This window comes from Flagellimonas sp. S3867 (genome assembly GCF_014698935.1).
Classification (GTDB): Bacteria; Bacteroidota; Bacteroidia; order Flavobacteriales; family Flavobacteriaceae; genus Flagellimonas.
Genome location: NZ_JACVMN010000003.1, coordinates 158,050 through 182,616 on the forward strand (window position 1 = coordinate 158,050; position 24,567 = coordinate 182,616).

Consider the following 24,567-nt stretch of genomic DNA (forward strand, 5'->3'; position numbering starts at 1 on the left):
TAGTTAAGTATTGTGGTTTTTGGAGCTAATCCATTGCATGCAGGATGGCTGCTTCATTTTCCAATATTGGACCAACTACTTCTAATTTTCTACCGCCTTTTTGCAGCAACTCCCTTGTGGGCATTTCAAAGACCCAATTAGGGTCATCACGTCCAACAATTTTGTAGTACTCAGATTTGCTCAGTCCGTAAACAAGTCTTCCAATACCACTCCAATAAATGGCGGAGGTACACATGGGACATGGTTCATCACTAGTGTAAATGGAGCAGCTGTTTAAATGGACAAAATCAAATTTTTTACTGGCCTCGCGTATTAAATTGATTTCCGCATGGGCCAAGCAATCATTATCAGTGTTAATGGTATTTTCTCCTTTTAGGATAACCTCACCTTCTGCATTTACCAAAACACATCCGAAGGGGAGATTCCCATTGTTTTTGGATATTTTGGCTATTTCTATGGCCAAGCGGACCAGTTTTTTATCATCTATCATATTTCTTTTTGTTGAAATCGAAATTTTACGTCATAATTTGAGTTGCCCAAACAAGCTTTAAAAGGGAAGGTTACCTAAATCTACATTCCCACCAGATATTATTACACCCACTTTTTTCCTTTGGAAGGTTTCCTTGTTTCGTATCAGAGCAGCTAAGGCAACTGCACTTGAAGGTTCACATATAATTTTTAAATGCTCCCAAATTAATCGCATGGCATCTACGATTTCCTCTTCCGTTACTCGAATAATTTCAGCGACATATTTTTGGATAATGGGAAAATTTCGATCACCCAATTGGGTCCGAAGTCCATCGGCAATGGTATTTGTGGCAGCATTGGTTTCAATAGTTCCACTTTGCAACGAACGATAAGCATCGTCAACTTCAAAAGGTTCTCCACCAATGGTTTTACATTCTTTGCCAAAGTAATTGACTGCCAAGGCAGTTCCTGCAATCAGTCCACCCCCGCCTACGGGAGTACATACAACATCTAAATCGGGATATTGTTCCAACAATTCCTTGCACGCCGTTCCTTGTCCTAAAATAACTTCATCATCATTAGAAGGATGGATGAAGGTTGCTCCTTCCCGCTGTTCAATTTCTTTAGTGGCATTTTCCCTTGCGGTCAAATTGGGTTCGCATTCGGTTATGATACCTCCATATCCTTTTACAGCATTTTTTTTAACCTGCGGGGCATTGTTCGGCATTACAATGAATGCTTTGACCCCCAAACTTTGTGCAGCTAGGGAAAGTGCTTGAGCAAAATTTCCGGAAGAATGGGTAACCACCCCATTTTGTCGTTGCGCATCGGATAATTGCATGATGGCATTTGTGGCTCCCCGCATTTTAAATGCGCCCATTTTTTGAAAGTTCTCACATTTAAAAAACACTTGGGCGCCTATACGTTCATTAATAAGTCTTGAAGTAAGTATTGGAGTATTGTGAATAAACGGTTTTATGCGCTGATGGCATTCGATAAGTTGTTGCTTCTCCATTGGGTTTTTATGCGTTGTTCAAGCTAAAACAATACATAAATATAAGGATGATGTGAAGATTCTGTTTTAATTCACCATAAATAAACCCTATGCGAATATAAAGTTAATTGGATACCGTGTTTTCTTCTTCCTCCCAGTCGTTTGATACGCCCTCCATTCCCAATTCAGGGATGACCAACAACGGTATTTGCGTATGGAATGCGGTACGTTTTACCACAGGTTCACGAGTCATTTTTTCCATATAACTGTGCTGATAGTTCAAGAGTGCCAATAGGTGTATGTCTAACTCCTGAGAGAATATTTCCAAGGTTTGGGAAACAGAATTGAGCTCTGAAACGGTGTGCACATAATGTTCGGTGCCTTCCAGATAACGTCTCAGCATATTTAGGTTGAATTGTTGAAGTTCCGATAATGCCTTGATGCCATATTGAACATGTACTATACGAATAGTTGCCTGGAACATATTTGCCAGTTCCAATAATGGATAGAGCTCGGATGAGGTATAGAATCGGTTAAAGTCCGTTGCAAATGCAATTTCTGAAGGTGTTACAAATGCAAAATGTTGTGGGATGGCCAAAACTGGACACTTTTTGGAACTCTTGATAATTCGGACGGTATTACTACCCATAAAAACTTCATCAATGCCCGACGCCCCCTTGGTTCCAGTAACAATTAATTGAATGCCTTCGGAGTCCACAATATCTGTTACCTCATCTACCAATAAATTAAAAGATGAAATGGTCTTGAACTTATGGTTTGTATTACGGTATTTACGCTTAACGCGGTCAACTGTTTTTTTTAACCCTTCCTCAGAAGCATTTCTAACAGCATCCACCACCCTTATGCCATCTATCATTTTTGCCATAAAACGACTACTGGGAATGACAGGGGTATACGTGTTGAGCAAATAAAAGGTGCAGCTTTTTTTTCGGAACAATTGCATGGCGTAGTCAATTGCGTTCCAAGAGTTCTCTGAAAAATCCGTAGGTATTAAAATCTTTTGCATTCCTTTTCTAATAAAGATGGAATAAAAGTAAATCGATGCGCAAGGGAATACTATGACAAATGTCAGCTTTTGGAATAATCGGGTTTAGAAGCCCTCGACCAATTCGGCAAGTTTGCGTTCCTCTTTGATACCTATTCTTTTGCCAGAGGTATGTATCAATCCTTTTTTCTTGAAGTCGGAGATGATTCGGATGGCAGATTCGGTTGCTGTTCCTACCACATTGGAAATATCTTCTCGTGATAAGGTGAGAGCCAAGAAGCCTTCCTCATCCTCACCAAAATTGTTTTTAAGATATAAGAATGCCTCGGCAATGCGTTGCTTTACGGTTTTTTGTGAAATATTGACGATTACATCATCCGCCTCCTTAAGGTCATGCGCCATATGACGCAATACTTCCAGGGTAAAGTTTGGATTTTTCTGTAATGTATGAACAATAGTTTCTTTCGGAATAAAGCAAACCTCCATATCGTTAATGGCAATTGCGGATAGATTGGTAGATTCTTCAGCAATTACAGAGCGTTGACCTATGACCTCACCTTTGGTGGCCAATTTTACAATCTGGTCTTTTCCATTGGAGCTCAATTTAGAGAGTTTGGAAACTCCATTACGAACACAATAAACACCGTTTAATTTATCACCTTCCTGAAAAAGAGGTTGTCCCTTTTTGATTTTTTTGGTGGTTTTGGTGTCCGATACTTTATTTAACTCCTCTTTGCTCATGGCCCTAAGGGAGTTGAACTGCCTAATGATACAATTTTCGCATCTGCTCTCCATAACACTTTAATTTACCCGAATACGGCAAAATTAGACCTAACAGCATAAATAGGAACTGATAAATGTCATGTTTTTTCACCAAAATGCTAGTCAAATTTGCATCAGGTAAAGCAAATGTACATGGCAAACATGATATGTTACCATTGTGGTGACCAATGTAGTAAGACCAAGATTTCTTTTGATGAAAAGGATTTCTGCTGCAATGGTTGCAAAACGGTGTACGAAATATTCACCTCCAACGGACTGTCCAAATTCTACGATTTGGAGGCTAGGGCGGGTATGACCCCCAATGCAGTTCCAAAAAAATATGACTTTCTCGAGAATGAAGAAATTGTTGATCAGCTTGTAGAGTTCGATGAGGAAGGTGTACAGGTGGTGAACCTGAGCATTCCGAATATACACTGCAGCTCATGCATCTGGGTATTGGAAAATTTGAACCGATTACACCCTTCCATTAAAAATTCCCAAGTCGATTTTCCAAAAAAGACCATACGGGTTACTTATGATGTTGCGGATTTTTCATTGAAGGCATTGGTAATGCTTTTGGGGAGCATTGGCTATGAACCCTACATTTCCCTGGAAGAATTCAACAAAAAGGATCAAACAAAGGATCGGTCACTAATTTATAAATTGGGCGTGGCAGGTTTTGCCTTCGGCAACGTAATGTTGCTTTCATTTCCAGAATATTTTGAAGTAGAGGAATTTTGGCTGAACCAATATAAACTGGTATTTCGCTGGTTGATGTTTGCTTTTTCGCTTCCTGTGGTATTGTATGCCGCCCAAGATTATTTCCTATCTGCAATTAAGGGATTACGTTCCAAACTCTTAAATATTGATGTACCCATTGCACTAGGGGTATTGACCTTGTTTCTGCGAAGCACAGCCGATATTATTTTTGATTTGGGTTCGGGTTTTTTCGATAGTTTGACCGGTTTAGTGTTCTTTCTTTTGCTCGGGAAATTCTTTCAACAAAAAACCTATTCCTTCCTTTCCTTTGAACGGGATTACAAATCGTATTTCCCAATTGCGGTAACCAGATTGGGTACTGATGGCAAAGAGGAAAGTGTACAAGTATATAAAATAAAGGTCGGAGACCGATTACTGATACGGAACCAGGAAATTATTCCAGTTGATTGTATTTTGATCAAGGGTGCCGCAGAAATCGATTACAGTTTTGTAACAGGTGAATCCCAAGCCATTTTTAAGGAATCCGGAGATAAACTTTTTGCTGGAGGCAAGCAACTTTCAGGAGTTCTTGAAGTTGAGGTGCTAAAATCAGTTTCACAAAGCTATTTGACCGAATTATGGGGGAATTCTGTTTTCCAGAAAGACAAAGTATCCGATTTTCAGTCATTGACCGATAGCATCGGCAAGCGTTTTACAATGGCCGTATTGACCATTGCCATAGTGGCGAGCATTTTTTGGTTGTTCTATCAACCCAATATGGTGCTCAACGTTTTTACAGCGGTTTTGATAATCGCCTGCCCCTGTGCCATAGCACTTGCTGCTCCGTTTACACTTGGGAACATGCTTCGCATATTTGGAAAACATGGATTTTATTTAAAAAATGCCAATGTAATCGAAAGATTGTCCAAAGTCGATACCGCAATTTTTGACAAAACAGGAACGATAACTACATCAAATAAGGATGTCGTCAGTTACGAAGGAATAGCATTAACGGACGAGGAAAAGGCTTTACTAAAGACCACCTTGCGAGCATCCAATCATCCATTAAGCAGGTCTTTATATAACATTTTAAAATCCAATGATATTGAAACCTTGGATGAATTTCAGGAGCAGACCGGTTTGGGTATCGAAGGTAGAAGTAAGGAACATAGTATTAAAGTAGGTTCGGCCGCCTATGTTGGAAAGGAAACCAATGCAACCCATGCAAATACTTCAGTTTATGTTAGTTCCGATGAAGATTTTAAAGGTCGATTTGTATTCCAAAACAAATACCGCGAAAGTGTGGAAGAATTGTTCCATGAACTTGGGAAATCGATGGATATTGGAATTCTATCCGGGGATAATGATGGAGAGAAAAAACGGTTACAAAAATTGCTGCCCGGTAAAACCAGATTGTTGTTTAATCAAAAACCCAAGGACAAGCTGGAATATATCGCTCGATTACAAGAATCAAACCAGGTAATGATGGTCGGTGACGGTCTTAACGATGCAGGCGCATTGGCCCAAAGTGATGTGGGAATTGCGATTTCTGAGGACATCAATGTTTTTTCGCCAGCCTGTGATGCCATATTGGATGCTTCAAACTTTAGCAAGTTGCCGGTCTTTGCCAGTCTTTCACAGAAGGCTGTCAAAATCATAAAAATGAGCTTCATTCTTTCCCTGTGTTACAATCTTGTTGGACTCTACTTTGCGGTAACGGGGCAGTTGCAACCCGTTGTGGCAGCTATTTTAATGCCCTTGAGTTCTATCAGCATTGTGGTGTTCACTACCCTCATGACAAATTTGCTCGGAAAAAAACTAAACTAAAACTATGGCGATATCGATGAAAATGATTGAAAATATTAAAGAAAAAGTAAGGCCCAATTTATTGGCCATTAGCATAGGAGTTGTGTATTTGTGGTTTGGGAGTCTTAAGTTTTTCCCCAGTTTGAGTCCGGCCGAAGGATTGGCTAAAAACACAATCCATGAACTAACTTTTGGATTTTTACCAGATTCACTTTCCATTGTCCTATTGGCAATTATGGAGGTAGGGATTGGTATTTGCTTGCTGCTCAATATCTGGAGAAAACAGACAATTATAGTGGCATTGTTCCATATGGCTTTGACATTTGCGCCCTTAGTGCTGTTTCCTTACGAATCATTTCAAGAGCCACCTTTGGTACCGACACTTTTGGGACAATATATAGGAAAGAATTTCATTATTGTGGCTGCCCTTTTATCCCTGATGCAAAAGCAGTCAATGTCAACATCCATAATTAAAGACAAAAGCTGATATATGTCATTTTTTACAAGAAACCATCAAAGTAGTTTTACCCCCAGATTAGATTAGGTATGAGTGTTATATACGTGTTGTTGGCAATCAGCATAAGTGTAGCGATTGTTTTTTTTGCAGCCTTTGTCCTTTCAGTAAGAAACGGACAATACGATGACTCCTATACCCCTTCCGTACGAATGCTTTTTGAAGATGAACTACTTCCCGATTTGGATGAGGACATTCCGGAAAATCAAGAAATCAAACAAACTGAAAGTACAAACCAATAAATATGGAAATACAACAATTTCGATACGATAACAAGATCGTGCAAAAGTTTTTATACGCCACCATGCTTTGGGGCGTTGTTGGAATGCTGATTGGGCTCTTGTTGGCCTTCATGTTTTTGTTTCCGAACATAACGGACGGCATTTCATGGCTAAGTTTTGGACGTTTACGTCCACTTCACACCAATGCAGTGATATTTGCCTTCGTAGGTAATGCAATTTTTGCAGGGGTTTATTACTCAACACAAAGACTGCTTAAAACAAGGATGTTCAGCGATGGCTTGAGCAATTTCAATTTTTGGGGTTGGCAATTGATCATTGTGGCCGCGGCAATTACTTTGCCTTTGGGGTATACCACCTCAAAAGAATACGCCGAACTGGAATGGCCCATTGATTTGGCCATCGCAGTGGTTTGGGTAGCCTTTGGATGGAATTTAATTGGTACTATCCTAAAAAGAAGACAACGACACCTGTATGTGGCCATTTGGTTTTACCTAGCCACTTTTGTCACTGTCGCCGTTCTCCATATTTTCAATAGTTTGGAACTTCCAGTGTCCGCATTAAAAAGCTATTCAGTTTATGCTGGGGTTCAAGATGCTTTGGTACAATGGTGGTATGGTCACAACGCGGTGGCTTTCTTCCTAACTACTCCATTCTTGGGGTTGATGTACTATTTTGTTCCTAAAGCGGCCAATAGGCCCATTTATTCATATCGATTGTCCATTGTTCACTTTTGGTCGTTGATATTTATTTATATCTGGGCGGGCCCACACCATTTATTATACTCTTCATTACCCGATTGGGCCCAAAATTTGGGAGTAGCTTTCTCCGTAATGTTGATTGCACCTTCATGGGGTGGTATGATCAATGGTTTATTAACCCTCCGTGGCGTATGGGATAAAGTACGAAGCGATGCAACCCTAAAATTCATGGTCGTTGCCATTACAGGTTACGGTATGGCAACTTTCGAGGGTCCCATGCTATCCCTTAAAAATGTAAATGCAATCGCCCACTTCAGTGATTGGATCATAGCGCACGTTCACGTAGGTGCACTGGCATGGAATGGCTTCCTGACATTCGGGATGATCTATTGGCTGGTACCCAAAATGTTCAAAACAACGTTGCATTCCAAGAGTTTGGCCAACCTCCATTTCTGGATTGGCACGCTCGGAATCATATTATATGCATTGCCAATGTACGTGGCCGGATTTACCCAGGCTTTAATGTGGAAAGAATTTAATCCAGACGGAACTTTGGTTTACGGTAACTTTTTGGAAACCGTTACCCAGATTATCCCCATGTATTGGATGAGGGCTATAGGAGGAACTATGTTCATTATTGGTATGCTCATTATGGTGTACAACGTAATTGTAACCATCAGAAAAGGAAGTAGCGTTGAAGATGAATTGGCCGAAGCTCCGGCGTTGACCAAAGTTTCCAAAAGACGAGTGGCTGGCGAGACTTTCCATAGTTGGTTGGAAAGAAAACCCGTTCAACTGACCATCTTGGCTACCATTGCTATTTTGATTGGGGGAATCATTCAGATTGTTCCGACCATTTTGGTGAAATCCAACATCCCAACAATTACCAGCGTTAAACCTTATACGCCACTGGAGTTGGAAGGACGTGACCTTTACATCAGAGAAGGATGCGTGGGTTGTCACTCCCAGATGATAAGACCTTTTAGAAGTGAAGTGGAGCGCTATGGCGAATATGCCAAAGCAGGAGAATTTGTTTATGACCACCCCTTCCTTTGGGGAAGTAAACGAACAGGCCCTGATTTGCTTAGGATAGGAGGAAAATATTCAGACAATTGGCACTTAAGCCATATGTATGATCCTCAGATAACCTCGCCGGGGTCCATTATGCCTGCTTACCAATGGTTGGTTCAAAATGAACATGATAGAAGTGGTGTACAAAGCAAAATGGAGGTCATGGTTAAATTGGGCGTACCCTATACCGATGAGGACATTGCGAATGCGCAGCAGTCCATGGCAGAGCAAGCTGGGCAAATTGAGAAAAATCTGTATTCAGATCCTGAATTTGCTAGAAGCTATGAAGCAGATAAAAAAATCGCGCAGGAAAATGGTGAGGATTTTGTAGAGATGCGTGATCGTGAAATAGTGTCCTTGATCGCCTATTTGCAACGATTGGGTACGGATATCAAAGTGAAGGATACCGAAGAATTATTATCTCAAAACAAATAAGCCATGTTGAAATTTGTAAAAAACCATATGGAAAGTATCGAGGGTATTGCTAGTTATCCGATGATATCGCTTTTGATCTTTTTCGTGTTTTTTGTTTTACTGTTTTGGTGGGTTTTTACGGCCTCCAAAGCACATATCAAAGAGATGGGAGAATTGCCTTTAGATAACGATCAACATAACAAACTATAAAATTATGAACACAAGAACACCATGGTGGATACGTATTCCAGTACTATTCTTCCTAATCTTCGGATTAATGGAATATTTTATAGACTCTGGAGACAAGCCGGCAATAATAGAATATCCAATTACGCAGTTTTTCCTGCTGTTGGTTTTAATGATTTTGATTGCCATAGAACTGATATTACATTCCATAGAAAATGTAATGTTCCAAACGCTGTCCGAAGAAGGGAAAGCAAAATACTTGGCCTCCAAGACCAAAAAACTCGAATGGAAATGGGCCAAAAGAGTATACCAGAACCTTACTAAAAGTAGGGAGATAGAAAAAGAAGGAGAAATAATTTTAGATCATAACTATGACGGCATTCGGGAGCTGGACAATGTGTTACCACCCTGGTGGGTGTACCTATTTTATGGAACAATCATTTTTGGCGTAATTTATATGGTTAGGTTTCATGTAACTGGTGATTATACCCAAGCAGAGGAATATGAACAAGAAGTTGCCGAGGCCAGATTGGCCATTGAGGAGTATAAGAAGACTGCTAAAGATTTGGTAGATGTAAATACCGTTGAATTCCTATCCGAAGCTGCTGATCTAGCTGCTGGCGAAAAAATATTTATCGCCAACTGCGTGGCCTGTCATATGGCTGATGGAGGTGGTGGTATTGGCCCTAATTTAACCGATGAATACTGGATTTTGGGTGGAGGAATTAAAAATATCTTCAGTACCGTTTCCGAAGGTGGGCGTGATGGAAAAGGAATGATTGCCTGGAAGCAAAGCTTAAAACCATTGGAAATTGCGCAAGTATCAAGTTATATTATGACGATGGAAGGCACAATGCCTGCAAATCCCAAAGCTGCGGAAGGAGAAGTTTGGACCAATCCAGATGCCGCTAATTAAGTTAAAGTAATATCCCTCCCCTTGTCATCCTGAACCTGTCTAAGGAAAAGGGGAGGTGTCAGAAGAACGGAGGGGTTGATCGATAAATAATTGCAATGGAAGAGAACTTTAGGGATTCCATAGGAACGATTACAGAAGAAGGCAAGCGGGCATGGATATTTCCCAAAAAGCCAAGCGGACGTTTTTTTAAGTACCGCAAATATGTGAGTTATGGACTTTTGTTGTTCCTTTTTGCATCTCCATTCATAAAAATCAATGGACATCAGTTTTTGTTGTTCAATGTGTTGGAGCGGCGGTTCAATATTTTTGGATTTCCTTTTTGGCCACAAGATTTTCACTTGGTCGTTGTATCCATGATTGCCGGGATAATCTTTATTGCGTTGTTTACCGTCGCATACGGGCGTATTTTTTGTGGATGGATGTGCCCCCAGACCATTTTTATGGAAATGGTTTTCAGAAGAATAGAATATTGGATCGATGGAGACCGGGGTGCCCAAATGCGATTGAGCAAATCCTCATGGAACGCAAAAAAAATTCGAAAGAGATTGTTGAAATGGGCCGTCTTTTTTATCATTTCATTTTTAATAGCAAACGTCTTCCTAGCGTATTTAATCGGGAGTGATGAATTGATACAATACGTTTTTGACGGTCCAATGGCGCATTTGGGAACCATGGTTCCCTTATTGATATTTACAGCGGTCTTTTATTTTGTTTTTGCTTGGTTTCGTGAACAGGTCTGCATCATAGCCTGTCCATATGGAAGGCTTCAGGGAGTGCTTTTGGATGATAAATCCATTGTTGTGGCCTATGACCACAAACGGGGAGAAGGAGATAATGGACGCAAAAAGTTCCGTAAAAACGAAGATCGCGATGCTTTAGGTCACGGAGATTGCATTGATTGTTTTCAATGTGTAAATGTTTGTCCAACTGGGATAGATATTCGAAATGGAACTCAATTGGAATGTGTGAATTGTACTGCCTGTATCGATGAGTGCGACCACATTATGGACAGCATTAAAAAACCAAGAGGGTTGATTCGTTATGCTAGCGAAGATGAGATAAACAAGAAATCGAAATTCAAGTTTACAGCCAGGATGAAGGGGTACACGGCCGTATTAATTGTGTTGACAGGTATCCTAATTGGGATGTTATTCCTAAGAAATGATGTAGAAGCAAATATTTTAAGATTACCAGGACAGTTATATCAGCGCAAGGCGGATAATATTATCAGTAATGTGTATACTTATAAATTGGTGAATAAGACCTCCAAAGAAATTGATGATGTCAGATTTGAATTGCTGTCACATAAAGGCACCATACAAATTGTATCCAAGGAAAATTTCAAGGTTTCTCCAGAGGAAATGGCGGAAGGAACCTTATTTATTGAAATCAATAATTCGGTACTGACCGGAGATAAGGATAAACTAAAAATCGGAGTTTACAGTGGAGACAAGCTCATAGAGACCACGGTTACCCAATTTTTAGCGCCTAGAAGTTATAATTAAAAAGTAAAAAGATGAAAATAAACTGGGGAACAGGAATAGTGATTGCGTTCATCGCTTTTATAACATTTATACTCTACTTCGTTGTGCGCATGAGTACCGATAATAGTGCAAATCACGATTTGGTCACAGAAGATTATTATAAGCAGGAATTGGCTTATCAAAAAGAAATCGATGCATCCGAATCGGCCTTGGCAATGGATGCGAAACTTAAAATCGTAAAATCGGAAAAAGGAATAACCATCTTTTTTCCGAAGAAATTCGACTACAAAAAAATTACGGGAACAGTGTCCCTATACAGACCGTCTAACAAGCATTTGGATTTAGACTTTCCTTTAAGTTTGTCCAAAACACATTTGCTCATACCTGACAATCGCTTGGTGGACGGTCGCTGGGACATTTCCGTAAAATGGCAATACGAAGAAAATAAATTTTTGTTCAAAGAACGATTGACATATTAGATCATGTTGGCATCAGCGTTGATATTGGGTTTTTTGGGTAGCTTGCACTGTTTGGGCATGTGTGGCCCCATTGCCTTTTTATTACCGCTTGACCATGAAAACAAGGGTAAAAAGTTGGCTCAGGTTTTTATCTATCATTTCGGAAGGCTTCTGGCTTATGGGGTTATTGGTATCCTATTTGGTTTATTGGGCAAAGGCCTCTCCTTATTCGGAATCCAGCAAAAATTGTCTATAGCGGTTGGAGTAATCATGATTCTGTTGGTTCTGCTGCCCAGCAAATATTTTATGGCCAGTAATTTTTCAAAACCCATTTATACCATCCTTGGAAAAGTTAAATCCCGTTTGGGAACTGAGCTTAAGAAGAAGACACCGGATGCTTTGTTGACCATAGGCTTTTTAAACGGATTTTTGCCCTGCGGGTTGGTTTACATGGCAGTTTTAGGAGCCATTGCATACGGTAGCGCATTAGAAGGAGGTTTGTACATGGTTTTATTTGGTGCTGGCACAATTCCATTGATGACAGCAGTTGTTTTTTCCAAAGCATTTTTTAATACACCGGCGAAAACGAGGTTACGAAAGTTGATACCTGCGTTCGTAGTACTTGTTGGAGTGTTATTTATTATACGAGGACTCGGGTTGGGAATTCCGTATGTATCCCCCAAGGAGATTTCGACAAATTCGGCATCGGCAAATATAGAATGTCATCAACCATAAAAGGTTGCTTGTGCATAAATATGAAGATAAAGCATAGAAAATGAGAATTACATCATTAGAAGAAGCAGTAAGTATAGTCAAATCCGGCGACCGGATATTTTTTCAAGGAGCGGCAATGACACCCAATGAACTCATTGATGCTCTCTGTGATCGTTACAAGGAGTTGGAAGATGTTGAGATAATCTCAATCCATACCGAGGGAGGGGCAAAATACGTGCAAGAACCCTTTAGTAGCGCATTTACATTGAACTCTTGTTTTGTTGGAGGTAACGTAAGGAAAAGCGTAAATACACCTCATGCCGGATATATTCCCATCTTCTTAAGTGAAATACCATGGCTTTTCAAAAGAAATATTCTGCCGTTGGATGTTGCTTTCGTCCAAGTTTCAAGTCCTGATAAACATGGTTACTGTTCTCTCGGTGTCTCTGTGGATGTGGCACTTCCCGCAATTCGGACGGCTAAAAAAATAGTTGCGCAAATAAATCCCCATGTTCCGAGAACACATGGAACAGGAATCATTCATATTGATCAAATAGAGTTTGCTGCAGAGGTTAATCGCCCAATACATGAACACGAACAAGGAGAAATATCCCAAATAGAACAAAAAATTGGGTTCAATGTGGCCTCTTTAATAGAAGATGGAGCCACCCTACAAATGGGTATTGGAAATATTCCAAATGCGGTGTTGGACAATTTAAAAAACCATAAAAGATTGGGGGTTCATACGGAAATGTTTTCCGATGGAGTATTACCGTTGATTGAAAGTGGTGTAATCACTGGTGAGGAAAAAGTGATTAAAAATGGGAAGATTGTGAGCTGCTTTGCCGTAGGGTCTAGAAAGTTGTATGATTTTATTGATGATAATCCCATTTGTGATTTTAGAGATTCGGGCTATACAAACGATACCGCAAGAATTCGAAGGAACCCTAAGGTTACTGCAATAAACAGTGCCATTGAAATCGATTTGACTGGGCAAGTATGTGCAGACACTATTGGCAGCTATCAATTTTCAGGTGTGGGCGGTCAAATGGATTTTATCCGTGGAGCATCATTGTCTGAAGGAGGGAAACCAATTTTCGCCATATCATCAACTACTAAAAAAGGAGGACCCAAAATAGTTCCTTTTTTAAAGGAAGGAGCCGGGGTTACAACCACCAGGGCTCACGTACACCATGTGGCAACCGAGTATGGCGTGGTAAATCTGTATGGTAAAAATCTACAGCAACGTGCAAAAGCATTAATATCAATTGCACACCCAGATCATCAAGAAATGTTGGAAAAAGCCGCATTTGAAAGATTTAACCGATAGCAGCAAATGAAAAAGGGAAGTAATTACTTCCCTTTTTCTGAGTTAGGTTTAATTAAAAAACAATCAATAAATCAATTAAACCAAGTCTAAATTTTAAATGTGATCACAGGTATCTGTGAGTGATTGGCTATGTCTTCGCCAATACTGCCCATAAAGAAATGCGATAATCCTCTTCTCCCATGCGTCGGTATTCCAATAAGGTCCGCAGCAACAGATTCACTATAATTCAAAATCCCTTTTTCAACGCTGTAGTCGTTATAAATTTCAACCTCCAATCCCAGTGTGGCAATATTCAACAATTTTGTAATTCTGGAATAGGCATCTTCTGTACTTAAAAATTCATCTCCAGGGGTGTTGACATAAACCAGGTAAAGCTTGGATTTGAACAACTTGGCTATTTCAGCGGCTTTTTTAAGTGCTTCAATGTTCTCGTCCTTAAAATCACAGGCAAAAACAAAGCGTTCCACTTTAAACTTGTCGTTATCATCTTTGATGACTAGAACTGGAACATCCGAAGTACGAACCACACGTTCTGTATTGGACCCAATAAAAATCTCCTTCAATCCATCGGTGCCATGGGAGCCCATAACAATAAGATCGGCATTGTGATTTTGGGCCAGTTCATTGACCTCACTGAAAACTTTATAATGTTTAATTACGGGGGTGACCGCCACTCCTTTCATATATGGTTTGTCCAAGAATTTGGCGAATCGTTTTTCGCCAATTCTAATTAGATGGACTACTTGTTCTTGGGAAACATATCCCGACTCGCTCATGATTGCTGGAGAGAGCTCGAGCATATGGAGCACCAATAGTTCAGCATCATGTTCTTTTGCCAGATTGGCCGCAACTTTTAGTGCTTTTTCTGATTGTTCTGAAAAATCTACGGGTACGATGATGCTTTTCATTTGTCTTAGTTTTAAGATTAAACGGTCATGGAAAATAGCCTGGTCTCAGGCTTTTTTCGATGCAATTTCAGGTCAAAGGCCATGCTGATGTTTCGAATGAAAGGTCTCCCTTTTTTGGTAACTTCAATGGTATTGGCCTCAATGGTTACCAAGCCATCCGACTTGAGTTCAGAAAGATTCTCGATTATTTTATCGAAATCAATAATTTCTTTTTCATCTGGAATCAATTCAGTTTTAAACTGACACATTAGATTAAGAATATGTTTTCTTACCAGTTGATCCTCAAGGGTTAAGATATGTCCTCTAAAAATGGGCAATACCCCATGTTCAACCAAGTGCTCGTATTCCTCAATGCTTTTTACATTTTGGGCGAATCCATACCAACTGTCCCCTATGCTGGACACTCCCAATCCTATCATTAACTTGGTTTTCGAAGGGGTATAACCCATAAAGTTTCTATGCAATGTTCCATTCAACAAAGCTGAATACAAATTGTCGGTAGGTAAGGCAAAATGATCCATACCTACGTCCTTGTATCCTGAATCGGTCAGCATTTTTTTGCCCAATTCGTATTGTTTTTTCTTTTCTGACGAAGAAGGAAGGTTTTCTTCCTTAAAGCCCCGTTGTCCATTTCCTTTTAACCATGGGACATGCGCATAACTGTAAAAAGCTATTCGGTCAGGATTAAGGACATTGGTTTTTGCAATAGTTTGTTTCACATCTTCCAAAGTTTGGAAAGGCAGTCCATATATAATATCATGCCCTACAGATGTATATCCGATTTCACGTGCCCACGCGGTCACATTTTTGACATTTTCGAAAGGTTGTACCCTATTTATCGCCTTTTGTACCACCGGGCTGTAATCTTGCACACCTAAACAGACCCTTTTGAACCCTACATCGAAAAGGGCCTGAAGGTGTTCTTTGGTTGTGTTGTTCGGATGTCCCTCAAAGCTAAATTGCGCATCAGGGGCTTTTTTTACATGGCGGAGAATCCCCACAACAAGAAATTTCAAATTCTCAGGAGAGAAAAATGTTGGAGTGCCTCCTCCAAGGTGCAATTCTTTTATGAGTGGTTTTGTACCCAAGAGATCTCGATAGAGTTTCCACTCTTTGAGTACTGTTTTTATATAGGGCAGTTCCAGTTCATGCCGTTTTGTAATACGTTTGTGACAACCACAAAATGTACACATGCTCTCACAATAAGGAAGATGGATATATAGACTTACTCCACCTTCGGGGTCTTCTTGGAATGCTTTTAGCACGCTGGATTTCCATAATTTACCGGAGAAATTCTCCAAATCCCAATAAGGAACTGTTGGGTAACTCGTATAGCGGGGACCCGGCACATTATATTTTTGAACAAGTTGACACATAATTGGTTTCTGTTACAGTTCAAAAGTAGTTTCGGAACCAAACAAAAAACATGATAATTGTCAGTCTTATGCAATCTTTCGCATGACAAGTATCATATTTTAATGCATGCGGGCTTTGTAGTTTAGTCCATGTCAAATCAGAATTAACAACTGATATGGGTGAACATATAGTACAAAGTAAATTTGACCAAGCGGAACGAAAAGCGTTTGTCCAACACCTTATTGATGATATCAAGGCCATGGAGATCATGGTGCAGCAAGGGATGATTGAAAACGATATAGTAAGAATTGGTGCCGAGCAAGAAATGTGTCTGGTCAATACAGATTATAGACCTTCTGCAATATCACTTGATCTTATTGAAAAAATAGATGACGCACACTTTACTACAGAGTTGGCCAGTTACAATCTGGAAGCTAACCTTGATCCTTTTACTTTAGATAAAAATTGCTTTTCAAAAGTCGAAAAACAATTAAGGGAGTTGTTGGGAAAAGCAGAGGCCGAAGCAAATAAAATGGACACAAAGGTGGTGCTGACGGGCATTCTGCCAACAATTAGCAAAAATGAACTTGGGATTGATTTTATGACCCCCATTCCACGATATTATAAAATAAACGATGTTTTAACGGCATGGCGGGGAGATCACTTTACCCTAAAAATAAAAGGTGTGGATGAATTGTCATTGCACCATGATTCTGTTTTGTTTGAGGCGTGCAACACAAGTTTTCAGTTGCATCTTCAGGTTTCATCCGATGATTTTATAAAAAGCTATAATTGGTCGCAGGCAATTGCGGGGCCGGTTCTTGGCATTTCATGCAATTCACCTTTACTTATGGGCAGGGAGCTTTGGAAAGAGACCCGTATTGCCCTTTTTCAACAAAGTTTGGATACCCGAAAATGGAGTCATTTGCCCAAAGAACAAGTTGCTCGGGTAAGTTTTGGTGAACATTGGCAAAAAGATTCGGTGGTAGAAATATTCAAAGAAGACATTTCGACACATCGTATCCTTTTGACCAAACCCATAAAACAAAATTCACTTTTATTGCTTGAAAATGGGGCTATTCCAAAATTGGAAGCCCTAAATCTTTTCAATGGAACTGTGTACAGATGGAACAGGCCGTGTTATGGAGTTGGAAACGGAAAACCCCATCTCCGAATCGAGAATAGGTACATTCCTTCGGGCCCCTCCGTAATCGACCAAATGGCAAATTTTGCATTTTGGGTAGGTTTGATGGTTGGTAGACCCGAAAAATATGATAACATTTCCGAAATAATGGATTTTAGGGAGGCCAAGTTAAATTTCATGAAATCGGCAACCAATGGTAGGCAAACCATACTTTCTTGGTTAGGCAAACCTATGACCTTAAAAAAACTGATTCGAGAAAAGCTTTTGCCAATAGCTTATGAGGGCTTAAAAAAATATAATGTTGCGGATAAAGACATCAATTACCTTTTGGGCATTATTGAGGCAAGAACCAAGGGAAGTACGGGTGCTGAATGGCAAGTAAGAAATTTTCGAAGATTGGGGAAGCAAATGAAAACTGACACTGCCTTGGTTGAAATGACCAGAGCCATCTATACCAATCAGCAAAATAATTTGCCAGTGCACCAGTGGCCAAATATTGAAAATGTTGATCAAGCCAAAAAACCTTTTAAATGGGTGGAGCAGATCATGTCAACCAAGCTCATGAAGCTCTACGAAGACGATTTTGCGAATTTGGCCATATCAATAATGCAATGGAACAACATACACCATCTACCCATTGAAAATGGCAAAGGAGATTTGGTGGGTCTTTTAACTTGGAGCCATATAGAGAAGTTTGGGAATATGCAGGATAACCATGCCAGAGTTTCAGATATTATGATAAAAAAAGTGGTGACCGTAAGACCAAGAACAAAGATTGAAACAGCAAAAAAACTTATGGAAGACTATCAAATTGGATGCTTGCCCGTGTGTTCTGGGTCTAGTTTGGTAGGTATAATCAGCAAAGTTGATATTTAGTATGCCAGCAGTCCAAAATCCAGTTAAGCAACACGTTTTGGTCAAGCGGATCATTGGTCATTTACAAGGGAAGAATAAAGGCCCAACAGTTGTGTTCTTTGCCGGTATCCATGGTAATGAGCAAGCAGGTGTGTTGGCATTGAACCGTGTTTTTCAAAACCTGGAACAACATAAAAGCGGTATAAATGGCGAAATATATGCCATAGCCGGAAACCTTCAAGCGCTTGATAAAAAAGTTAGGTTCCAAACCGAAGATTTAAATAGAATTTGGATCCCGGATAGGATTCAGACCATCCTATCAAAAAATGGAGAATGTAGTGAAGAGGAGATAGAGTTACTTCATTTACATGAATTACTTTTCAATATTCTAAAAAAGGGAAAACCACCATTTTACTTTATCGACCTACATACGACTTCTAGTGATACCATGCCTTTTGTTGTGTTGAATGATAGCTTGCTCAACAGAAAATTTGCCTCAAATTATACGCTACCGATTATTCTTGGGATTGAGGAATATCTTAAAGGGGCGCTTTTGAGTTTTATAAACGATATGGGTTATGTTTCGTTAGGCTATGAGAGCGGACAACATGATGACCCAAAAGCTGTGGTAAATTGTGAAGAGTTTATTCGCTACACATTGAAGATTGCTGATTCAGTAGGTTTTGATCAAGGTAAAAAGACTTTTTTGGAGAACGAAATCTTTACTCAGCACAAATCCTTGCCCATTTTTTATGAAATTTATTACCAATACCGTATAGAATCCAAACATGATTTTAAAATGCTTCCAGGGTTTGTCAATTTTCAACAAATCGCTAAAGGAATAGCCATTGCCCACTGTAATGGAACGGTTATGCAAACGGATCGCAAAAGACAAATTTTTATGCCATTGTATCAAGATCAAGGGAGTGAGGGATTTTATTTTATACGGCCCATTCCTAGAGCACTTCTCTGGTTATCAAAAGGTCTCAGACGATTTAAGGTAGACCATTTTTTAGTGAAATTGCCAGGTATTGATTGGAAGTCCAAAGAAAATGGGACCATGATGGTGGATCAAAAAGTAGCCAGGTTTATGGCTAAATCGTTTTTTCATTTATTGGGTTATCGCGCTAGGCAATACGATAGCGCGCATCTAGTGGTGAAAAGTAGGGAAGCTGCCTCAAAAACCAAAGAATATGAGAACGCAAGTTGGTTTAGGGGCAAAAAAAGAGGCCCATATTAATTGGGCCTCAATCAAACCTTGTATTGTTCTATTTTATTGCAAAATTTATAGGTATGGCATACCTTACCTTGGTAGGTTTCCCCCGTTGTATTCCAGGTTTTACCTTGGGCAAAGAAGCAATTATACGTACAGCTTCTTTTTCCAAAAGTCTGTCCGGGCCTCGTTTCTGGATATTACTGACCTCTCCTTTTGAATTGATATCGAACTGCACAAAGACCTTACCTGAAATGCGCATTTCTAAAGCGGTCTGAGGATATTTAAAATTTTTGATAATGTGTTTCTGCACCATTTGGTTGAAGCATTCCTTGCGTTCTTCCTGAGTTTCATAAATTTCACATCCAGGAAATACGGGGACATACTCCACAACGGCGAAGGGAACAACAACATCTTCCTCAACTTCACCAACCTCTACATCATCTATGTTCACCACGGCATCTTCGATATACACTTCTTGGCTACTTTCAGTACTTTCAATAACCGTTTCCTCCACATCGTCCACATCCTCTACAATTTCAATAATATCGGGGGCAGCAGGCGGTGGCGGTGGCGGCGTGGTTCTAAGAATTTCTGTGATGGGAACATCCTCTTTGAGGTCATCCGTTACCTCTATGGTATTTAAAGCCACGGATTCTTTTTCGTAGGTCTTCACCTCCAACGATTGCCAAGTGACGAAAAGCACTGAGGTAAGACCAATCATAAAATAAAGGCTGCTATTGCGACCAATATCTGCATTTGGATTCTTTTTCGGTTTCATGACTCATCTTATTTAATTGATATAAAAATAGATACCTCTAAAACCAAAAAATATGATAATAATCAGCTAAATCGTTGGAATTCAGAACTCCTTTGTGCACCATAGGATTTCAATACCTAATAATGTAGTAGGACGCTGCCTTTGTATTGGCCCTTTCTTTCGGCAACGGCAAAACATGATTTCCATCATATTTTAAATCTGGGGCCGACGTTACTTTTGAACTGATGATTTTGTTCAATTAAATATATATGGTATGAGTAGTATAGATAAAATTTTGGTTCCCTTTGATTTTTCAGAAGCCTCCATCAACGCTTTGGAATATGTGGTAAACTTTGTCGGCCCAAATAGAGAGGTTGATGTTTATGCGCTTTATGTGTCCACAATGCCCATTGCAAAATCAGATATGGATTCACTTAAAACGGATTTTAAGAAAACAATAGACTCCTTTAAAAAAAAGGTAAAAAAAGCACCGGTAATCATCAGTAAAACAGGTGAAGTCATAGAATCAATCCTATCTGCCCGGGAAGAATATTATGCCGATTTGATTATTATGGGAACCATGGGTGATCAAGTAACGGATGAGGCTATAACCAATACCTCAAGATTGGTACTCGAAGCTAATTGTCCGGTAATATCTATTCCTTTCGGTTGCAATCTAAAAGAACCAAAAGATATAGCCTTGGTTATGGGAAAAGAAGAGATTGATGACAAGAAGGTGCTTAGAACACTGTTGGACATTGCCCGAACATTTGATTCAAGAGTACATGTGCTAACCATATATAAAGAGTCCGTTTATGCAGAGGAATCTGTGGTGGAAAGCACTGAACATTTATTGGAGTACTATCTCGAGCATTTTTATGAAGAACATGCTTTTACCAAAAACCAGGATGTTGAGGAAGGTATTTTGGACTACATCAACAAGAAAAATATAGATATGCTTGCCATTTTACCTCGAAATCATGCCAGGATGAGTACTCCTTCTGAAGGAAGGTTGACAAAGCTGTTGACCCTGCACTCAGAAATTCCTGTTTTGACCTTGGATTGATTCACCATAGCAATTAAGTTATGATTACATTATTGGTAATACTCGGTATTACAATCACCTTGTTCATATGGGGTAAATTTCCACCCGATGTCGTGGCCCTTATGTCCATGCTATCGCTTTACCTTTCAGGTATATTGGATATCACGGAGACACTCTCTGGGTTTAGTAACACGACGGTAATAATGATTGCCGCCTTGTTTATAATTGGAGAAGGACTATCTAGAACCGGATGGACCGCTATTGCAGGACGTTACTTTGTAAAATGGGCCAAAAAAAGCGTTCCAAGATTGTTGGTTATTGTAACCTTGGGCTCCAGTTTGTTGTCGGGTTTTGTGAGTAACACAGGTACAGTGGCGGCTTTATTGCCAGTTACCGTTACAGCAGCATGGAGTGCGGGCACCTTGCCCTCCAAATTGTTGATGCCCGTTGCTTTTGGTTCCAATACAGGCGGTTTGCTCACACTGACAGGAACACCTCCAAATATAATTGCAAGCAATGCCTTGGTGGAAAATGGTCTTGAAGGATTCTCATTCTTCGAGTTTGCACTCATAGGATTGCCATTGCTGCTGATTTCCATACTGTATTTCCGTTATGTAGGGTATCGATTGTTACCGAGTCATAGTACAAAAAACAAACCCATGGCCATTGATCAGGAAATGCACAAATGGATGGAGAATTACAGTATTGGCGATAATTTGTATCGTTTGCGCATTAGATCAATGTCGCCATTGATAAATACCAAAGTTGGAGAATGGGATTTTGAAAAAACATACAATATTTCGTTGATGCGTTTAAAGCGCAGACACCCCAATCCGTTGCAAAGGGTACATGAGTTTGTAGAATTGCCCGACGACGATACTGAAATGCGCTATCATGATATTATTACGGTGAAAGGTGACGTCGGTGATGTGGACAAGTTCATTTTAGAGTTCCATCTGGGGGTGATTCCGTTAAAACCCGAGCGAGATACCCTTGTGCAAGAATTGATCAATCAAGAAGTGGGTATGGCCGAAATGATCATCACACCAAAATCGGTTTTTGTTGGTAAGACAGTTCCTTTGGGACATTATTTAAAACAGACCGGGGTGCAACTTTTGGCAGCATCAAGAAATAATGCGCCGTTAAAAGGAAAAATAAAGATAAAAGCCGGCGATGCATTTGTAATTCGAGGGCAATGGGAAAATATTGAAGCATTAAAATCGGTATATGAAAATTTGGTGATTTCAGGAAGTCCCGAAGCACTCTCCAAAAATGTGGATGTGCTTACGCCTAAAAGCTATATTGCCCTGGCCACTTTAATCTTAATGGTATTGCTCTTGGTGCTGAAGCTGCTGCCAGGGGCAATTGCAGCACTCGTTTGTGCTGGAATTATGATGTTAACCGGTTGTGTACCCATTACCAAAGCATATAAGGGTATTAGTTGGACAAGTGTGATCATGATAGCGGCAATGATACCAATGGGTCTGGCGCTTCAAAAAACAGGTGCTGCCCAATTGGCTGCAAATAGTTTGGTTGGGGCATTAGGAAACATTCACCCTACCGCGTTGTTGGCAGGTATATTTCTGCTAACTACAACATTTAGTCAAACCATCAACAATTCAGCTACAGCGGTGCTCATGGCACCCATTGCAATTATGGCCTCAACAACACTCGGGGTATCACCTAAACCCTTTATGATAGGAGTGGCAATCAGCGCATCAACAGCATTTTTAACTCCAGTGGGAACTACCACGAATGCCATGGTACTTTCCTCTGGAGGATATAGATTTATCGACTATGTAAAAGTGGGAGGGCCCTTACTTCTCCTATTCTTCTTAACAACATTGATACTAGTTCCTATAATATGGAGCTTTTAACTTTTTAAAATTTGGATTATGAGCGAAATAGCAGAAAAAACAAAAGATTTAAGCAAATATGGCTTAAAGAATGTCAAGGCACTTTGGAATCTTAGTGCCGAGGACTTACAACGAATTACCCTTGAAAAGGGAATGGGAGTGGAATCTGAAAACGGTACCCTCGCTATTAACACGGGAAAATTTACCGGTCGTTCCCCAAAAGATCGTTTTTTGGTAAAAGATGACTATACCAAAGACAGAATTTGGTGGGGCCGAATTAACAAACCAATTTCTCCTGAAAATTTTGACAAACTTTATGATGAAGTGGTGAATTATCTTTCAGGAAAGGAAATTTATATAAGGGATGCAGCCGTTTGTGCCGACCCAAAATATAGAACAAACGTACGAACCGTTACGGAGTTCCCTTGGTCCAATTACTTTATCAAGAATATGTTTCTAAGACTTTCAGAAGAAGAGTTGAAAGATTTTGATGAAGATTGGCTGGTGCTTTGTGCCCCTGGTTATGAATGCCCAAATCCAAAAGAATTTGGAATCATTGCCGGGAACTTCTCCATTCTTAACTATACCAGAAAAGTGGCCCTTGTGGGTGGGTCTGAATATCCTGGAGAAATGAAAAAAGGCATTTTTACTGCGCTGAACATGATTCTTCCTGTGGATAAAAATGTCTTACCGATGCACTGTTCTGCCAATGTAGGGGTAAAAGGAGATACCGCAATCTATTTTGGATTGTCTGGAACAGGTAAAACAACTTTGTCAGCAGACCCAGACCGAAAACTAATCGGTGACGATGAGCACGGTTGGACCGCTGATAATACCATCTTTAATTTTGAAGGAGGTTGCTACGCAAAAGTCATAGATTTGACCGAAGAAAAAGAACCGGACATTTATCGGGCCATTAGACCAGGGGCATTGTTGGAAAATGTAGTGTTTAAGGAAGGAACAAAAGAGGTGGACTTTTTTGACAGTAGTATCACGCAGAACACCAGGGTGAGCTACCCCATCGAACATATCGATAATATTCAAGTACCTTCATACGCTTCAAACCCCAAGAATATTTTTTTCTTGACCTGTGATGCATTTGGGGTATTGCCTCCGGTATCAAAATTGACCCCAGGACAAGCTGCCTACCATTTCATTTCTGGATATACGGCAAAAGTTGCGGGTACAGAGGCTGGAATAAATGAGCCAGTGCCTTCTTTTTCGGCTTGTTTTGGAGAGCCCTTTATGCCCTTGCATCCAACAGTTTATGCCGAAATGTTGAGCAAAAAAATGACTGAGGCGGGTGTAAACGTTTGGTTGATTAATACAGGATGGAGTGGGGGTCCCTATGGTGTGGGCTCAAGGATAAAATTGAAGTACACCAGAGCCATGATTTCTGCTATCTTGGAAGGTAAATTGGATGAAGTTGAGCTGGAAGTACACCCAATTTTTGGTTTGCATATGCCAAAATACTGCCCAGGAGTGCCTACGGAGATATTGGATCCGATGAATACTTGGCTGCAAAAAGGTGCATATGTTAGCAAAGCAATACAATTGGCACACTCATTCCATATAAATTTTGATAAGTTTGCTAGTGAAGCATCTGAAGAAATACTCAATGGAGGGCCACTTATCGATTCCCACCATGCTTTGGAGGACCATTTTTAA

Annotated in this window: 22 protein-coding genes; 15 read left to right on the top strand and 7 right to left on the bottom strand. The window is 40.0% G+C overall.

Translation table 11 applies throughout. The features are described from left to right. Positions 1-25 precede the first annotated feature (25 nt). The 4 genes from IAG46_RS14135 to IAG46_RS14150 form a co-directional block, all read right to left on the bottom strand. Positions 26-490 (bottom strand): nucleoside deaminase, encoded by a 465-nt coding sequence (locus IAG46_RS14135; protein ID WP_190811039.1) that lies wholly within the window; start codon positions 488-490, stop codon positions 26-28. 57 nt (positions 491-547) lie between these two features. Beyond that, entirely contained in the window at positions 548-1,483 is a 936-nt protein-coding gene (locus tag IAG46_RS14140; RefSeq protein ID WP_190811040.1) for a pyridoxal-phosphate dependent enzyme, read from the bottom strand. A 103-nt stretch (positions 1,484-1,586) separates the two neighbouring features. Next, positions 1,587-2,489 carry a universal stress protein gene (locus tag IAG46_RS14145; RefSeq protein WP_190811041.1) on the bottom strand — a complete coding sequence of 301 codons (903 nt, stop codon included), beginning with the start codon at positions 2,487-2,489 and terminating at the stop codon, positions 1,587-1,589. A gap of 84 nt (positions 2,490-2,573) precedes the next feature. Continuing rightward, positions 2,574-3,263: a Crp/Fnr family transcriptional regulator gene (locus tag IAG46_RS14150; protein WP_190811042.1), complete on the bottom strand. Its 690-nt coding sequence runs from the start codon at positions 3,261-3,263 to the stop codon at positions 2,574-2,576. Between the two features lie 120 nt (positions 3,264-3,383). Between IAG46_RS14150 and IAG46_RS14155 the strand changes: the two genes are divergently transcribed. From IAG46_RS14155 to IAG46_RS14200, 10 genes are all read left to right on the top strand, one after another. Further along, positions 3,384-5,756: a heavy metal translocating P-type ATPase metal-binding domain-containing protein gene (locus IAG46_RS14155; RefSeq protein ID WP_190811043.1), complete on the top strand. Its 2,373-nt coding sequence runs from the start codon at positions 3,384-3,386 to the stop codon at positions 5,754-5,756. A 4-nt stretch (positions 5,757-5,760) separates the two neighbouring features. Further along, positions 5,761-6,222 carry a hypothetical protein gene (locus IAG46_RS14160; protein WP_223826718.1) on the top strand — a complete coding sequence of 154 codons (462 nt, stop codon included), beginning with the start codon at positions 5,761-5,763 and terminating at the stop codon, positions 6,220-6,222. A 59-nt stretch (positions 6,223-6,281) separates the two neighbouring features. Continuing rightward, the gene (gene ccoS / locus IAG46_RS14165; RefSeq protein ID WP_190811044.1) at positions 6,282-6,491 is read left to right on the top strand and encodes a cbb3-type cytochrome oxidase assembly protein CcoS; all 210 of its coding nucleotides are present in this window, start codon (positions 6,282-6,284) and stop codon (positions 6,489-6,491) included. Between the two features lie 2 nt (positions 6,492-6,493). Continuing rightward, positions 6,494-8,695: a cytochrome-c oxidase, cbb3-type subunit I gene (gene ccoN, locus IAG46_RS14170; RefSeq protein WP_190811045.1), complete on the top strand. Its 2,202-nt coding sequence runs from the start codon at positions 6,494-6,496 to the stop codon at positions 8,693-8,695. Positions 8,696-8,698: 3 nt separating this feature from the next. Continuing rightward, positions 8,699-8,884, top strand: a complete 186-nt coding sequence (locus IAG46_RS14175; RefSeq protein WP_136467587.1) for a CcoQ/FixQ family Cbb3-type cytochrome c oxidase assembly chaperone — start codon at positions 8,699-8,701, stop codon at positions 8,882-8,884. Between the two features lie 4 nt (positions 8,885-8,888). Then, complete coding sequence (locus IAG46_RS14180) at positions 8,889-9,776, top strand: cbb3-type cytochrome c oxidase N-terminal domain-containing protein (protein WP_190811046.1); 888 nt, start codon at positions 8,889-8,891, stop codon at positions 9,774-9,776. Between the two features lie 95 nt (positions 9,777-9,871). Further along, positions 9,872-11,281 (top strand): cytochrome c oxidase accessory protein CcoG, encoded by a 1,410-nt coding sequence (ccoG, locus tag IAG46_RS14185; protein ID WP_190811047.1) that lies wholly within the window; start codon positions 9,872-9,874, stop codon positions 11,279-11,281. 11 nt (positions 11,282-11,292) lie between these two features. After that, positions 11,293-11,739: a FixH family protein gene (locus IAG46_RS14190; RefSeq protein ID WP_190811048.1), complete on the top strand. Its 447-nt coding sequence runs from the start codon at positions 11,293-11,295 to the stop codon at positions 11,737-11,739. A 3-nt stretch (positions 11,740-11,742) separates the two neighbouring features. Further along, positions 11,743-12,453 (top strand): sulfite exporter TauE/SafE family protein, encoded by a 711-nt coding sequence (locus tag IAG46_RS14195; RefSeq protein WP_190811049.1) that lies wholly within the window; start codon positions 11,743-11,745, stop codon positions 12,451-12,453. Positions 12,454-12,493: 40 nt separating this feature from the next. Next, positions 12,494-13,762, top strand: coding sequence for an acetyl-CoA hydrolase/transferase family protein (locus tag IAG46_RS14200; protein WP_190811050.1), 1,269 nt, complete (start codon positions 12,494-12,496; stop codon positions 13,760-13,762). Positions 13,763-13,848: 86 nt separating this feature from the next. Here the strand turns inward: IAG46_RS14200 and IAG46_RS14205 are convergent, their stop codons facing one another. Then, positions 13,849-14,670 (bottom strand): universal stress protein, encoded by an 822-nt coding sequence (locus IAG46_RS14205; protein WP_190811051.1) that lies wholly within the window; start codon positions 14,668-14,670, stop codon positions 13,849-13,851. A gap of 17 nt (positions 14,671-14,687) precedes the next feature. Continuing rightward, positions 14,688-16,046, bottom strand: coding sequence for an oxygen-independent coproporphyrinogen III oxidase (gene hemN, locus IAG46_RS14210; RefSeq protein WP_190811052.1), 1,359 nt, complete (start codon positions 16,044-16,046; stop codon positions 14,688-14,690). Positions 16,047-16,201: 155 nt separating this feature from the next. On the opposite strand from hemN, the gene IAG46_RS14215 reads away from it, so the two are divergent. After that, the gene (locus IAG46_RS14215) at positions 16,202-18,046 is read left to right on the top strand and encodes a CBS domain-containing protein (RefSeq protein WP_190811053.1); all 1,845 of its coding nucleotides are present in this window, start codon (positions 16,202-16,204) and stop codon (positions 18,044-18,046) included. A 1-nt stretch (position 18,047) separates the two neighbouring features. After that, a complete protein-coding gene (locus IAG46_RS14220) occupies positions 18,048-19,265 on the top strand; it encodes a succinylglutamate desuccinylase/aspartoacylase family protein (RefSeq protein ID WP_190811054.1) in 1,218 nt (405 codons plus the stop codon). A gap of 28 nt (positions 19,266-19,293) precedes the next feature. Here IAG46_RS14220 and IAG46_RS14225 read toward each other — a convergent pair whose 3' ends face one another. After that, positions 19,294-20,019, bottom strand: coding sequence for an energy transducer TonB (locus tag IAG46_RS14225; RefSeq protein WP_190811055.1), 726 nt, complete (start codon positions 20,017-20,019; stop codon positions 19,294-19,296). A 253-nt stretch (positions 20,020-20,272) separates the two neighbouring features. Between IAG46_RS14225 and IAG46_RS14230 the strand changes: the two genes are divergently transcribed. The 3 genes from IAG46_RS14230 to pckA are packed head-to-tail and all read left to right on the top strand — an operon-like array spanning position 20,273 to position 24,567. Continuing rightward, entirely contained in the window at positions 20,273-21,064 is a 792-nt protein-coding gene (locus tag IAG46_RS14230; protein WP_190811056.1) for a universal stress protein, read from the top strand. Between the two features lie 20 nt (positions 21,065-21,084). Next, complete coding sequence (locus tag IAG46_RS14235; protein ID WP_190811057.1) at positions 21,085-22,920, top strand: SLC13 family permease; 1,836 nt, start codon at positions 21,085-21,087, stop codon at positions 22,918-22,920. Between the two features lie 18 nt (positions 22,921-22,938). Next, complete coding sequence (gene pckA / locus IAG46_RS14240) at positions 22,939-24,567, top strand: phosphoenolpyruvate carboxykinase (ATP) (RefSeq protein WP_190811058.1); 1,629 nt, start codon at positions 22,939-22,941, stop codon at positions 24,565-24,567.